The sequence below is a fragment of the Sphingopyxis chilensis genome, assembly GCF_035930445.1.
In the GTDB taxonomy this organism is placed as follows: Bacteria; Pseudomonadota; Alphaproteobacteria; order Sphingomonadales; family Sphingomonadaceae; genus Sphingopyxis; species Sphingopyxis chilensis.
In genome coordinates this window covers 3,648,036-3,661,652 of the sequence record NZ_CP142394.1, presented here as the reverse complement: position 1 = coordinate 3,661,652, position 13,617 = coordinate 3,648,036, and the positions used below count along the sequence as shown (strand labels likewise).

At 66.8% G+C, this 13,617-nt stretch carries 11 protein-coding genes; 1 reads left to right on the top strand and 10 read right to left on the bottom strand.

The window, feature by feature from the left end; translation table 11 throughout:
• From VSX79_RS17295 to VSX79_RS17285, 3 genes are read right to left on the bottom strand one after another with little or no spacing between them, the layout of a single operon-like run.
• Positions 1-1,848, bottom strand: coding sequence for a hypothetical protein (locus VSX79_RS17295; protein WP_326913952.1), 1,848 nt, complete (start codon positions 1,846-1,848; stop codon positions 1-3).
• The gene (locus VSX79_RS17290) at positions 1,845-2,276 is read right to left on the bottom strand and encodes a GtrA family protein (RefSeq protein WP_179497714.1); all 432 of its coding nucleotides are present in this window, start codon (positions 2,274-2,276) and stop codon (positions 1,845-1,847) included. Before VSX79_RS17290 ends, VSX79_RS17295 begins: the two co-directional genes overlap by 4 nt.
• Before the next feature lie 28 nt (positions 2,277-2,304).
• Positions 2,305-3,840, bottom strand: a complete 1,536-nt coding sequence (locus tag VSX79_RS17285; RefSeq protein ID WP_326913951.1) for an NAD(P)/FAD-dependent oxidoreductase — start codon at positions 3,838-3,840, stop codon at positions 2,305-2,307.
• A gap of 163 nt (positions 3,841-4,003) precedes the next feature.
• Here VSX79_RS17285 and VSX79_RS17280 point away from each other — a divergent pair, with 163 nt between their 5' ends.
• A complete protein-coding gene (locus VSX79_RS17280) occupies positions 4,004-4,966 on the top strand; it encodes a patatin-like phospholipase family protein (protein ID WP_326913950.1) in 963 nt (320 codons plus the stop codon).
• Positions 4,967-5,069: 103 nt separating this feature from the next.
• Here VSX79_RS17280 and chrA read toward each other — a convergent pair whose 3' ends face one another.
• The 7 genes from chrA to rsmG all read right to left on the bottom strand — a co-directional run bounded on the left by chrA (position 5,070) and on the right by rsmG (position 13,593).
• The gene (gene chrA / locus VSX79_RS17275; protein WP_179497707.1) at positions 5,070-6,269 is read right to left on the bottom strand and encodes a chromate efflux transporter; all 1,200 of its coding nucleotides are present in this window, start codon (positions 6,267-6,269) and stop codon (positions 5,070-5,072) included.
• A 176-nt stretch (positions 6,270-6,445) separates the two neighbouring features.
• Positions 6,446-9,283: a carboxypeptidase-like regulatory domain-containing protein gene (locus VSX79_RS17270; protein ID WP_326913949.1), complete on the bottom strand. Its 2,838-nt coding sequence runs from the start codon at positions 9,281-9,283 to the stop codon at positions 6,446-6,448.
• 31 nt (positions 9,284-9,314) lie between these two features.
• Positions 9,315-10,142, bottom strand: coding sequence for a fimbrial biogenesis chaperone (locus VSX79_RS17265; RefSeq protein ID WP_179497703.1), 828 nt, complete (start codon positions 10,140-10,142; stop codon positions 9,315-9,317).
• 200 nt (positions 10,143-10,342) lie between these two features.
• Entirely contained in the window at positions 10,343-10,840 is a 498-nt protein-coding gene (locus VSX79_RS17260; protein WP_326913948.1) for a DUF4402 domain-containing protein, read from the bottom strand.
• 366 nt (positions 10,841-11,206) lie between these two features.
• On the bottom strand, positions 11,207-12,172 hold the full coding sequence (locus VSX79_RS17255) for a ParB/RepB/Spo0J family partition protein (protein WP_326913947.1): 966 nt from the start codon (positions 12,170-12,172) through the stop codon (positions 11,207-11,209).
• The gene (locus VSX79_RS17250; protein WP_179497697.1) at positions 12,173-12,955 is read right to left on the bottom strand and encodes a ParA family protein; all 783 of its coding nucleotides are present in this window, start codon (positions 12,953-12,955) and stop codon (positions 12,173-12,175) included.
• Positions 12,952-13,593 carry a 16S rRNA (guanine(527)-N(7))-methyltransferase RsmG gene (rsmG, locus tag VSX79_RS17245; RefSeq protein WP_326915271.1) on the bottom strand — a complete coding sequence of 214 codons (642 nt, stop codon included), beginning with the start codon at positions 13,591-13,593 and terminating at the stop codon, positions 12,952-12,954. Before rsmG ends, VSX79_RS17250 begins: the two co-directional genes overlap by 4 nt.
• Between the last annotated feature and the right edge of the window lie 24 nt (positions 13,594-13,617).

Here is a 13,617-nt window from a genome sequence, read left to right as displayed (position 1 = left end):
CTACTCGGGCTTCACCCGCCACACCGCCAACCCCGCGCGCGATCTGATCGGCACCGTTTCGAGCCAGGCGGGCGGCGTTCCGGCATAGAGCTGCGCCGCCAGCCCGTCCTTGCGCGCGCGGCGATATTTGGTGAAATCATTGGCGGTGCGGCAAAAGACGACCAGCGCCGTCTGCTGCCCGCGCACCAGCGCCTCGGCCTTGGCCGGATCGCCCGCAAAGGCGCGAATCGTATCGGCCATCGCGTACCTGTTGCGATGATGCGGCGTCGCCACCAGGCTGTGCCGCGTCCAGAAAACCAGCGGCGCGCCGAGGTCTATCGGCGTCAGCAGCGTCGTCGCCGGCAGGCGATCAAGGTCGGCGATCGCCGCCGGGTCGAGGCAGTTCGCCTTGTAACGATTGGCCTCGGCCTTCTCGGTGGCCGCCCTTTTCTCTTCGTCCCTGAGCGCGGGGATAACCGGCGTCAGCGCTGCGGCGACCGCCATGCTGCCGAGCAGCGGCAGCGTGAGCGCCGCCATCGCCGACGCGAGGATACGCGGCACGGTCGAGGCGATGGTGCGCGCCCATGCCCATGCGCGGAGGCCCAGCCAGGCGCAGCCTGGCAAGGCGAAGAGGTGGGCGGTCGAGACGGCGCGGAACACGAGCAGCGACAGCGCCGCCGCACCGGCGAGTGCGACGATGACCGTCGCCCAATTCCTTCGATCGGTCGCCTCGATCGAACCGCGCCACGCAAGGAGCGATCCGACGAGACCGACGAGCGACGGCACGAGCACATGCACCATGTCGTGCGGCTTCGCGGCCCACAAGGGCTGGCCTTCGAGGACATTGCGATACCAAAATTGCACGACGATCGGGTCGAGCGTGGCAAAGGGCCCGTTCGCGCATTGCGGTTCGGTCGCCACCAGCGCGCCCGCCGCCGCCACGCCAGCGAGCGCGAGCAGCGTAAAGCGGACCCATACCGCCGCCGGATTGGCGCGCGCCGACGCGAACACGACCGCCGCCGCCACGACGAACGCCGCCATATAGGGGGCCGAGAGCGAATCGCACCAGCTTCCGGTGAGGCCCACCGGGCCGCGGGTCGCGAACTGGAAGAGGATCGCGCCGCCCGCGAGCGCGCCCAGATAGCCGCACAGCCGCGCGCGGTCGTCGCCGCCGCGCCCGAGCGCCCAGCGCAGCGCCGCGAGGCCCGCGAACAGCGCGACGATGGGCAGGCCCTCGATCGACACCGCAAGCAGCGCCGCCGCGAACAGCCCGCCGAGCAGCCCCGCGTGCCAGCTTGCGGGACGCAGCGCCTGCGCCATCACCAGCATCGCAAGGAAGATCTGCCAGCCATGATGGTCGACGCGAAGCGGCCGGAACTGGACGAGGATATAGCCCGACATGATCAGGAACAGCGGCACGATATAGGCGATGCGGCGGTCGGAGAGGTTGCGATAGCCGAGCGCGCACGCGACGCTCAGCCCCGCGCCGAGCAGCGGCGGCCACAGCGCCATCACGATCCGTTCGGCCATCGCCTGCCCGAACAGCGGCTTCAGCAACAGGATGCCCACCGCCAATGGCGCATCGACGATGCGCGACCAGTGCATCAGCACGCCGCCGCCCGCCGGATTGACGCGATATTGGGAAAGATCCCACCAGCCCTGCCCCGCCAGAAGGTCGCGCACCTGCGCCATGCGCATCGCATCGTCGGTGTCGGCAAGGTCGAGCGCCCCGATCGCCTGCCAGTTGGCGACGATCGCGATCAGGCTCATCAATCCCCAGACGATCAGCGCGATTCGCGCCGGCGTGAACCAGGGGCTGAGCTGGATGCCGTCCGAATCCGAAACGGATGGCGGCGCCGCTTCGTTCATGCCGCGGCGGCCCGAAATACGATATGGCGGCGCAGCAGATAGGTCGTCTGGAAGCTCACGACGATCGCCGCGAGCTTCGCGAGCCGCGGGTCGAGCCCCAGCGAGCTGCCGCCGCCGACGATCGCGGTCGTGACCGCAAGGCCGACGAGCGCCGACCCGACGAAGAGCAGTTTCTGGCGGTGGCGTTCACCCGTGCCGCGCGCCGCGGCGCCGTCGGCGAAGACGAGCCGGCTCGAAATCACCCAGTGGACAAGGATACCCGCGCAATAGCCGGTCGCCGACGCCGTCACCGGCGACAGTCCCGCGTCTAGCAACAGCAGAAACAGCCCCGCATCGCTGCCGAGCGCGAGAACGCTCGCGAGCAGGTAGTTGAGCCATCGAATTTCGCCGCGCCGCACCGACGCGATCAATTTGGTGATGGGTTGCATCGCACCGATCCCCCGGACGGGCCCTGCCTCAGGCGGCCTTCGCGACGCGCGACGGCACGTTGCGGACCGACGCCAGCGCCGCCTGTTCACCCTCGGTGCCGCTTTCATGATATTCGGCGTCCTCGTTGACGCCCCAGATGTCGTAGAGCTTCTCGCCCGCCGCGATGTTGCGCACGGTCAGCATCGCGGTCATCATCGCATGATCCTGGTTGTTATAGCGGTGCATGCCGTTGCGCCCGACCATGTGCAGCGTCGGGTAACGCGCCTCGAGCTCCGACCGCATCGTGTCGACATGCGCGGCATAAACATCGTCGTAAACCGGATAGGCCTTTTCCTGCCGCACCACCGCGCCGCCGACCACATCTTCCGGATCGCAAAGACCCAGGATTTCCATTTCCTTCGTCGCGAGCGCAACCAGTTTTTCGTCGCTCGACGCCCAGAGCCCGTCGCCCTCGAAACAGAAATATTCGAGGCCGACGCATGCAATCGCCGGATCGGGCACCATTTCGGGCGACCAGCTGCGGAAATTCTGCACCCGGCCGACCTGCACCTTGCTGTCGTGGATATAGATCCAGTTGTCGGGGAACAGGTCCTCGGAGCGAATCTTGAGCGCAACGGTCAGGAAGTCGCGATATTTGAGGTTCGGCGCGGCGTTCAGTGCGCACGCGGGCAGCGGATGAATACGCGCCGCCAGCTCGCGCATCGGCGCCGAGCTGATGACATGCGCGGCATCAATCACGACATCGCCGTCGGGGCCGGTCGCGGTCATCCGCCAGCGGCCCGTCTTCTGGTCCTGCGTCAGCTGCTTGAAGCTGTGGCCCATCAGCACATGGTTGCCGCCCGCGACAACCTTGTCGCGCGCTGCGTCCCACATCATGCCGGGACCAAGCCGCGGATAACGGAAGGTTTCGAGCAGGGTCTTGGTCGCCATGCCGTCATTGGGGCGCTTGTTGAGCCCGAGGCTGCGCTTCAGGCCGTCGATCACCGCACCGCCGAGACTCAGCCCCTTGATGCGCTGCGCCGCCCAGTCGGCCGACATTTCGTCGCACGGCATGCCCCACACCTTCTCGGTATAGGTCTTGAAAAAGATCGAATAAAGCTTCTGCCCGAACTGGTTGATCGTCCAGTCCTCGAAGCTGCGCACCGTCTTTTTGGGCAGCAGCTTCGCCTTGGCATAGCTCACCATGCACAGCGTCGAACGCACGATGCCGAGATTCCACAGCGCCTCGAACGCACGCAAAGGATAGGAATAGAATTTGCCCTCATAATAGATGCGGCTCATCCGCGGGCGCTCGATGAAATCATGCGGAAGAATCTCGTTCCACAGGTCGACGACTTCGCGGCTCTTCGAAAAGAAGCGGTGCCCGCCGATGTCGAAACGAAAGCCCTCATGCTCGACCGTGCGGCTGATCCCGCCGACATAGACCGGGTCCTTCTCGATCACCGTCACGCTATATCCCTGCTGGGTCAGCAGATAGGCGGCGGTCAGACCCGCGGGCCCCGCGCCGATGATGGCGACGTCGGCACTCGTCGGACGGCTTTTCGAACCAGAGGCTTCGGACATTATGATTATTCCCCACAGGCAAATTCATGCTCGCTACCCCTGTGGCCAATCATGGATAAAAACTGGTTAACACCGCATCGGGATTCTGTCGGTAACGCCGCTTCGCGCCTTGGGAAGCCGGCCATATTGCTGTAAACCGGCACAGGCCAAGGAGGCGCACGGCATGGCAGGCGGTCTGGCAATCGTATTGAGCGGCGGCGGCGCGAAAGGCGCATTCCAGGTCGGCGTCGTCCACGAACTCGTCGTCAATCGCGGTGTCCGGCTCGACATCGTCGCCGGCGTATCGACCGGCGCGATCCAGGCGCTCGGCGTCGCACAGGACGATGTGCCCGGCCTGCTCGACGCCTGGCTCGGCATCCGCGGCAACAGCTCGATCTATAAATCGCGCCCGCTCGGCGTCGTCGGGGGCTTGCTCGGCGAGGACGCGCTCTACGACACCGGGCCCCTCAAACGCCTGCTCAAGGGCTTCGCGAACGAAGCGAAACTGGGCGCCAGCGGGCGCAAATTGCTGCTCGGCGTCGTCAATCTCGGTACCGGCACCTATCGCACGATCGACGAAAGCGTGCCCGGCATCCACAATTGGGTCTATGCCAGCTGCGCAATGCCGCTCTTCTTCGATCCGCTCAAAACGCGCGCGAGCGACGGGACCGAAGAACAATGGGTCGATGGCGGGGTGCGCGATGTCACCCCCTTGAGCTCGGCGCTCGAAATGAACCCGCGCGGCGTGATCGCGGTGCGCGCCTCGCCCGCACCGCGGCCGGGCGCGGTGCGCACCTTCCCCAACCTCATCAAGATCGGGCTGCGCGCGGTCGACATATTGCAATCGGAGGTTTCGGCGAACGACCTGTCGGGCGCCGCGCTGATCAACGACCTGATCGCCGCGCGCGAGGGCCAGCTTCGCGCGCTCCAGAATGAAGGCATCGGCGGGGCGCAGGCGGCGCGCATCCTCCGCCCGCTCGACGTCCAGATCGCGCGCTACCGCTTCGCGCCGATCCGCATCATCGAACCCGAGGAAGAAGTCGCCGAAACGCTCGAATTCAACCCGGCCAGGATCCGTGCCGCAATCGACGCCGGCCGCCGCGCCGTCGACCGCGAATGGGACGCGCTGGAGCCGCTGCTGAGCTGAGGCGGGCGGAACGTCCGCTTTCTTTCGACCGGAAGGTGCCTTCCACAAACTCGTCAGCCCGGCGAAGGCCGGGACGACGGATAAGGGAACGTCCACCCCACCCTTAAACCGTCATTCCCCACCAGCCCGCCATCGCCCCGCCCGCCACGACCACGGGCGTCACCCACGCGCCCTTGACGCGCCACGCCACCACCAGTGCCCCGGCAAAGAGTAATGCCGCAAACCATGGCTCCGCGACCCGCTCGGCCGTCGCCTGGCCCAGCTGCACGAAAGTCGCGGCGATAATCCCCACGACCGCGGCGGCAACGCCCGAAAGAAGACGGTGCAACGCCGGATTCTCCACGATCGCCTCCAACCGCTCGAACAGGATCAGCGAGAAGGCGAAGGCAGGCAGGAACATCCCCGCGGTGATCGCCAGCGCGCCGCTCGCGCCGCCCGCCACATAGCCGACGAAGGTCGCGAAAATGACGAGCGGCGCCGGGATCACCCCTGCGAGCGCAATACCATCAAGGAACGTCCCGTCGCCGATCCAGCCGCGCCCGACCGTGTCCGCGCGGACATAGGGGATCGCGGTGTAGGCGCCGCCGAAAGTGAGCAGCCCACCCTTCAGCCCGGCGACAAACAAGGCGGCGAGCGTGACGGGTACCGCCGCCATCGCGGCAGGCCCGGAATCAGTTGGACTCAGCGCCAGATGGATCGTCGTCGCCAAGCCGAGGGCTACCACCACGATCAGGATCGCAGCCGCGGGACGATGCGAAACGGCATAGGCCAGCCCGCCGGCGACAAGCGGAATCCAGAAGGGCACGCCCGCAATCGTCGCGAGCAGGCTCGCGGCGGCGACGAATGCGAGGTGCCGGTCCTCGACGATATGCTCGCCGATCCGCACGACGGCGCGCAGGATGATCGCGAGCACCGCGACCTGCACGCCGAGCAACACGCCGGCGAGCCCGGCCTTGCCCGCGACCCAGCCGACATAGAGCCAGCCTGCGATCAGCATCAGCGCGAGCCCCGGCAGCATGAACCCCAGCCCCGCGAGCAGGCCACCAATCCGCCCGCGCGCGACCATCCCCAGATGCACGCAAAGCTCGTGCGCTTCGGGCCCGGGCAGCACTTGCAGCACCGCGAGAAGGCGGTTGAAACGCGCCGGGTCGATCCAGCGCTCCTCGTCGATGAGCGCCTGCCGGATCATCGCGATCTGCGCGACCGGGCCACCGAAAGCGAGAAAGCCAAAGCGCAGGAATTTCAGGAACAGCGCCGTCAGGCTGAGGTCCGACGGGCGGGTCTGGTAGAGGTCGGGATTCATGATAACGCTCCGGGCGCCGCGAGAATGCGGCTGATGGAGCGGAACTTGGGCGGAAGTCCCGCCTGAACGGGCGTCCGCGCCGGCCCGTTGCCGCCGATATCATCCGAAGCCGGAACGAAGTCAATCGCGACCGGAGCGTGGTCGAATTGGGTTGAAACATCATTTTTCATAGCTCGTCATCCCGGCGAAGGCGGAGACGACGATTCAATCCGCAATGATCGCGCCCTTGAGTCCGTCGCTGCTTCTCCTTCGCCCGGAGGCCCACGCGGACTGTTGCCATGCGGCGACGGTCCGCCTTGCGCGACCACATCGCGCCGCAGCGGCTTCGGCACCAGCGTCCCCAGCCGCACGCGCGGCGTCGCCCTGCCGGGCGCCGCGTTCACCGCAAAATCGCCGTCGAGCCGCAGCGCCGCCGCCGACGCCTTGTCCAGCCGCACCGTGTAGCGCGCGTACGCCACGCCTTCGAACAGGAAATAGCCGTCGAATTCGGTCTGCGTCGTCGCACGCACGCGGCCTTCGGCGTCGACCAGCTCGACGCGCAGCCCCTCAACCGGATTGCCGCCGTCGCGTCGCACTATTCCCTCGATCTCGCCCGCCGCGACCATCGGTAGTGCAATGCGCGTCGCTACCCCGGGCCGCGGCGCGACCACAACTCCCGGCAGTGCGGGTTGGACATAGGGATCGGGCAGGCTGCCCGCGTCGATCCCGATCATCACCGGCCGGAAGGGTTCCAATCCATCGATCGTTCCGCGCCCGTCCACGTCGGTCGCCGCATCGACAAAGGCGTTGCCTGCGGTCAGCGGCACATCGGGCAGCGCGGCCTCGTCCGGCTGGCGCACCCCGTCGCCATTCTCGTCCATCCAGACATCGGCGATCACCTGGCCGCGGCTCGCGAGCTTTTCGCTCGACACCCGCCAGCCGCCGCCCGCCTTGGGCCCGAAGCTGAAGGCGAGCGCGAGCGACGCCGCGAGCGACCCGTCGCTCGCGACCTCGCCGAATCCCGTCAACTGTAGCCTGTTGAAACGGCGCGTATATCCGAGGCCCGCGCGCGCGCGATCGAGCCCGCGATCATAGCCGAGCTCGCTTCGCCATTCCGCATTGCCCTTCCCCGCCCATTCGCCGATCAGCGTCATGCGCGTGTCGCTATTATCGCCCGACAGCGCGAAGCGCGCCTCGCCGCGGACGCGGACGCGACCGATGCGCGCGTTGGCAAGCAGGGCCGCGGAGAAATTGTCGGGCGGGTCGGGGCCGGCGGGGACCTTGGTCCGGCTCCAGTCGAGCTGGCCGGTGAAGGTCAGCGCGCGGAAACTTGCCGATGCGCGTGCGCTGGCTTCCAGACTGTCGACGCCCGACCAGCGCTCAACGTGGCGCACATCGAAATGGAGCGGCAGGATCGTCTGCCCCAGCTTCACCGACTGGTCGACCGAGACCGACGTGATGCCGTTGATATTGCCGATCAGGCGGTCGGAAACGAACCCGCCCCAGCCGCGCATCGCATCGGCACGGACATAGGTTTCGCCGAACGCCGCAAGCCAGCTCGCGCGCGCCGCGACACCGCCCCCGCCACCTCTTGAAGCGTCCGCGTAGGAGCCTCCCACCTCCAGCAGGGTCGGCCCGATCGATCGCCGCAGCGCGACTTCGCCATAATTATATCGGACATTCTCGATCAGCAGGCTGTGCAGATAAGCGGCCGCCGACGTGCGCGTGTCGAGCCCGCGCTCGATTCCCGCGGTGCCGCGCCAACCGCGCCGGAACGCGCCGCCGCGCCGCCCCCCGAATTCGATCAGGTCGGCATTTTCCTGCGCGAACCCCGCCCAATACCAGGTCTGCTGCGGCGGGATCGAATCCATCCCCACCTGCACCTGCCGGATTTCGCGCCTGATCTGCCCCTGCGGCCCGTACAGCACGATCTCGAAGCGGTTCGCGCCATATTGCAGCGGCACATCGATGAATTCATAGCGCCCGTCGCCATTGGGGCTCGTGAAGGCGAGCAGCTGCCCGTTGCGATAGAGCTCGGCGTCCCAGCCCGCGGGCAAATCGCCGCGAAAGGTCGTTTTGTCGAAGGCGTCGGGCCGCTCGACCGGGCGATTGGTCAGCACCGCCCCGCGCCCCGGCGCCGACGCCGCGACGATGCCCGTCGACAGCAGGCTGACGTCCCCGGCGCCATAATGCGTCGCTTTCAGCGGCCCGAGCAGCCGCCCCTCAGGGTCGGTTCGATAGAGCCGCATCCGCAAGCTGTCGGGCACCCCTTCATTGTCCGACGACAGCCGCGCGTCGAAACTCTGCGCCAGCGCCTCGCCCGCGGCGAAAATCTCGTAACGCCCCTGGACATAGGAGCCGCCGCGCCTGTCCGACACGACCCCGGCCGAGGCGACGACATCGACCGACGGCGTCGCCCACGCCTGATAGGGCCGCACCGCTTGCGGCAGGGTCGCAAGGTCGAACTGGCCTTGCGGGCGGATCGACGCCCCGCGCGCGCGCCGTTCGGCGGCGAGCTGGAACGGCAGCTTCTCTTTCGCATCGACGCGCAGCACGGCGTTCGATAGATCGGCCGCCAGCGGAACGCCCAGCCACGCGTTCAAACTGTCCAGATCAACGCACCAGCCCGCGGCGGTGTCGCGGATCGTCGTCGCGCCCAGGCGGAAAGCCTGGCTCCCCGCGCGCACCTCGCCCGCGTCGCGATCGATCGTCAGGCTGCGCCGTTCGTCGAACACCCAGCCGGTTGCGCGGCGCAACTTCCGGTCGACGCGCACCGCCAGATCGAGCGCGAGCACGACATCGCCCAGATCGACGCAAATCCCCTGCGGCGTCTGATAGCCTCGCACCCCGTCGCCGAGCCTATATTGCCCCGACCGCACGTCGAACAGCCAGCTATCGTCCTCATTCGGCGCCCAATTGTCGGCGACCGCGACCGGCTTTTTCTCGACGGCTTCGGCGCCGGCGGGAAGCATCCCCGCCAGCGCCAGCCCCGCGAGGATCGCCGCCCCCCATCGAAAAAGCGCCGCGCGGATCATTGCCCCGACCGCCTCGCTTCGGCCTATGCCGTCATTTCACCATCCGCTCGGCCTCGTCGATCGTCCCGCCGCCGATTTCGCGGTCCTCGCTATACCGTATACGCACCGGGCCCTTGAGCTTCGCCGCAACCTCGCCGGGCACGCGCAGCGAAACGTTACGCTTGCTCACCTCGGAATAGACCGCGATTCCGCGCGCGACGAGCAGCGGCTCGGCGACGCCGGGCCGCGTCACTTCGATATCGCCATAGACCGAGCGGTTTCCCGTGCGCGAAAGGCCGAAATTGAACGCAGGCCCGTCGGCCCCCTCGCTCACCCACGCCGCGCCGATCGACGCGTCGGCGCCCAGGTCGCCGACGCGCACGATAACCGGGATGGTGATGCCATAGATCGGCGTCAGCGCGATCGACACGCCCGTGCTCGCGGGCTTCGTCCCGGCCGCGCCCGCCGGCGCCGCATCGGGAACCGAGCGGAACAGCATGTGCGCGCGATATTCGCCCGGCGGCAACCCCTCGGGCACGCGCACGCCGACGCGCACGACCTGCGGCTGGTTGGGCGGCAAGATCACACGCCGAGGGCTGAAGACGATCATGTCGAGCGCCGCGCGTTCCGCCGGCGTGACATTGTCCTCGGCGATCTCGTCGAGCCCGCCATCGACGGTCATTCGCTTGATCTCGAGGCTGATGCGATAGGTCGCGGGCTCGCTGCCGATATTGTTGAGCACCACTTCGGTGCCGCGTGAGCCGTCGAGGATGACGCGCGTCGGCGCGACGAGCAGGTCGCCCGCGGCATGGGCGGGAGCGGACAGCGCGGCGAGCGCCGCCACGGCGAGCAGGCGGAAAGGCTTTGAAAAGCGCAGCATCGGTACGATCCCCACAATCGTTGGATGTCGGGAGCTGGCTGGTCCTCGCCCCCGCGGTTGGTCGTCTCCTGCCTGCGCCAACATGGTTGAGATTTCGCTAACCATCGAGGGCGTCGGCGCAAAAAAAGGGCCGCCGGACGCGCGCCCGACGACCCCATTTTCACGGCTGGCGGATCTCGGCCCGCCAGGCCCCCCAATTCTTACTGGTAATTGGCGGTGACGTTGAACGTCCCCGAATAGTCGCCCGACGCCTGGTTGGCGCCGACGCTCAGCGTGCCGCCGACCTGGAAGCTGCCGCCGGTGGCGCCCAGCGTGATGCTCGGCGCCGAATAGGTCAGCGTCGACGTCATCGTGCCGCCGAGCGAACCGTTGAGCGTGACGCTCGAATCGCCGCCGACGAGTACCACCGCGCCGCTCGTTCCCTGGACGTCATAGCTGCCCGAGGTCGTCGTGCCCGTGCAGGTCAGCCCCGCGCCGCAGGTCACGCCGCCCGCGGTCGACACGGCGACGGTCGATGCGGTCGCGCCGCTGATGATCGTCGCATATTGCAGGTCGCTGGTCTTGGTGAGCGTGATCTGGCGCAGGATCTTGGCCGTCGCCGTTCCCGTGGCCGTCGCCGCCTGCGTCGCCGAAGCGTTCATGGCGAGGGCAGCAATCGCGGCGCCCAGAAAGGCGCGCTTCATTCCATAGTTGCGCATATGATTTGGTCCCTTGAATTCGGTCAAAATTCGAATGGAAATCCCACCCCATTCGCCGACCTGTTTACGCGGGGACCTGTTCAGGTTTTGCCAGCAAGCTTGGTTAACAGCGCGATAGGAACTGGCCCGGATGGCCGGTTATTATCTTTTAAAATCATATATTTATACATAATATAGGCGGGTCTTCGTGACCGACCATCCCTCCTCGACGGCCCAGGCTGACACAATATACGGCCGTGCCTCACCGATTCGCCGGCTGAGAAATCTTGCACGCAGAGACCGAATTCTCTGCGGCCTCTGCGCGAATCAAAGGAAGAACAAGCGGGGCGGCAACGCGAATCGTTTCCGGCGTCGCCAGCAAAAGGATCAGATCCCTTCGCCCGAGAGCCGCTGGCAGATCATATCGAGCTGGTCGAGCGACGCGAATTTCAGCGTCAGCGCCCCCTTGCCCTCGCCGGCATATTGAATCGCGACCCCGATGCCGAGCAATTCGGAAAGGTGGCGTTCAACCGCGACAATGTCGGGGTCACGCCCGCCGTCCATGCTCTTATATTCGAGCGGCCCCTTGCGCGGCGCATCGCCGCCCTTTGCGGCGCGGACAAGCGCCTCGACGGTGCGAACCGACAGGCCCTCCTTCGCCACGCGGCGCGCGATCGCTTCGGCATCAGCCGCGCCGATCAGCGCGCGTGCATGCCCCATCGCCAGCGATCCGTCGCCGACGAGCTCCTGCACGCTTTCGGGCAGGTCGAGCAGGCGCATCAAATTCGCGACATGGCTGCGCGACTTGCCGACCAGCTTCGCAAGCGCTTCCTGGTTATGGCCGAAATCCTCGATCAACCGGCGATAGGCGCTCGCCTCTTCGATCGCGTTGAGGTCCTGCCGCTGGATATTCTCGACCAGCGCGATCTCATAGGTCGCGGCATCGTCCAGTTCGCGCACCAGCGCGGGAATCTGGTGCAGCCCCGCGCGCTGCGCCGCGCGCCAGCGCCGTTCGCCCGCGACAAGCTGGTACCCGTCGCCATCGGGCGACCGGCGCACGATGATTGGCTGCAGCAATCCGCGCAGCCCGATCGAATCGGCCAGCTCGGCAATGGCATTTTCGTCGAAATGGCGCCGCGGCTGGCCGGGAAGCGGGCGAATCGATCCGACGCCGACATGCTGCACCGCGTCGCCCGATACCGGCGTGGCCTTCGTCGCGCTGCCGGGCGTCGCGAGCACCGGCGCCTCGACCGCGACGTCGCCGAACAGGGCGTTCAGCCCGCGCCCGAGCCCCGACGGCCGCTTGCGCGCAGGCGTCGGATCTGGTTGCTTTTCGTCTTTATTATCAGCCATTTATGCCGCCTTGCGGATTTCGGGGAGCCGGTCGATCAATTCGCGCGCGAGCGCAATATAGGCCGCCGATCCGGCGCAGCGATGATCGTAGATCAGCGCCGGCAGCCCATGGCTCGGCGCTTCGGATAGCCGCACGTTGCGCGGTATCACCGTGTCGAACACCACCGGGCCCAACACTTCGCGCACATCGTCGGAAACCTGGTCGGTCAGCCGGTTACGCCGGTCGAACATGGTCAGCGCTACGCCGAGGATCGACAATTTCTGGTTGAAGCGCTCACGCACACGTTCGACCGTGGTGAGCAGCTGGCTGAGCCCCTCGAGCGCGAAAAATTCGCATTGCAGCGGCACGATGAGCGATTCGGCGGCGATCAGCGCGTTGAGCGTCAGCATGCCGAGCGACGGCGGACAGTCGATCAGGCAGATATCCCACTGTCCGGCCTCGGTGCTCGACAAGGCCTGCTGCAGCCGGTGCAGCCGGTCCTGAAATTCGATCAATTCGATCTCGGCGCCCGACAGATCGACCGTCGCCGGTACGATATCGAGCCGCGGTACCGCGGTCGGAATCGCGCATTCGGCGACGCCCGCGTCACCGCGCAGCAATTCATAGCTCGAAAATTCGCGCTGCGATTGCTTGATCCCGAGCCCCGTCGAGGCGTTGCCCTGCGGATCGAGATCGATGATCAGCGTCCGCCAGCCCGTCGCCGCGAGCGCGGTCGCCAGATTGATCGCGGTCGTCGTCTTGCCGACCCCGCCCTTCTGGTTCGCCACGGCAATGCGGATCATCGCTTTCCTCGCTGTTTTGCCGCGATTTTTCCGGTGCCGACCAAAATCTGGCTGTCGGCATCGGTGCGGCTCTGTTCCACGTGGAACATTCTCTGCCATGGCTGCGGCAGCAATGCCAGTTCCTTAACCGCGTTTCGTCCCTTTGGCAGCAGCCAGTGCGTCGATTCGGTGGAAAAACGCGCGGATAAGTCGAACAGCCGGTCGAGTGGCGCAAAGGCGCGCGCGCTGATCGTCGCCGCGGGCCGCGTCTCGACGCGCTCGAGCGGCGCCTCGGCGACCTCGACGTGCTTCAGGTCCAGCTCGGCCGCAACCGAGCGCAAAAAGTCACAGCGCTTCTTTCGCGATTCGACAAGCAGCATCGGCCGCGCACTCAGGATAGCGACGACCAGCCCCGGCAACCCCGGCCCGCTGCCCAGGTCAATCCAGAGCCCGTCGCCATGGCGCGTATCGAACGACAGCAGCTGCGCGCTGTCGGCGATATGCCGCACCCATAGCGTCGGAATCGTCGACGCAGCGATCAGATTCTGCCGCGCATTTTCGGCGATGAGCATCGCCGCAAAACTGTCGAGCCGCGCCCATTGCGCGGCGGTCGGCGCAAACGCCGCGCCAATCCAGGCGCGCGCGGCCTCTTCGCTCATCAGAACCCCGTCATCCACCGTCGC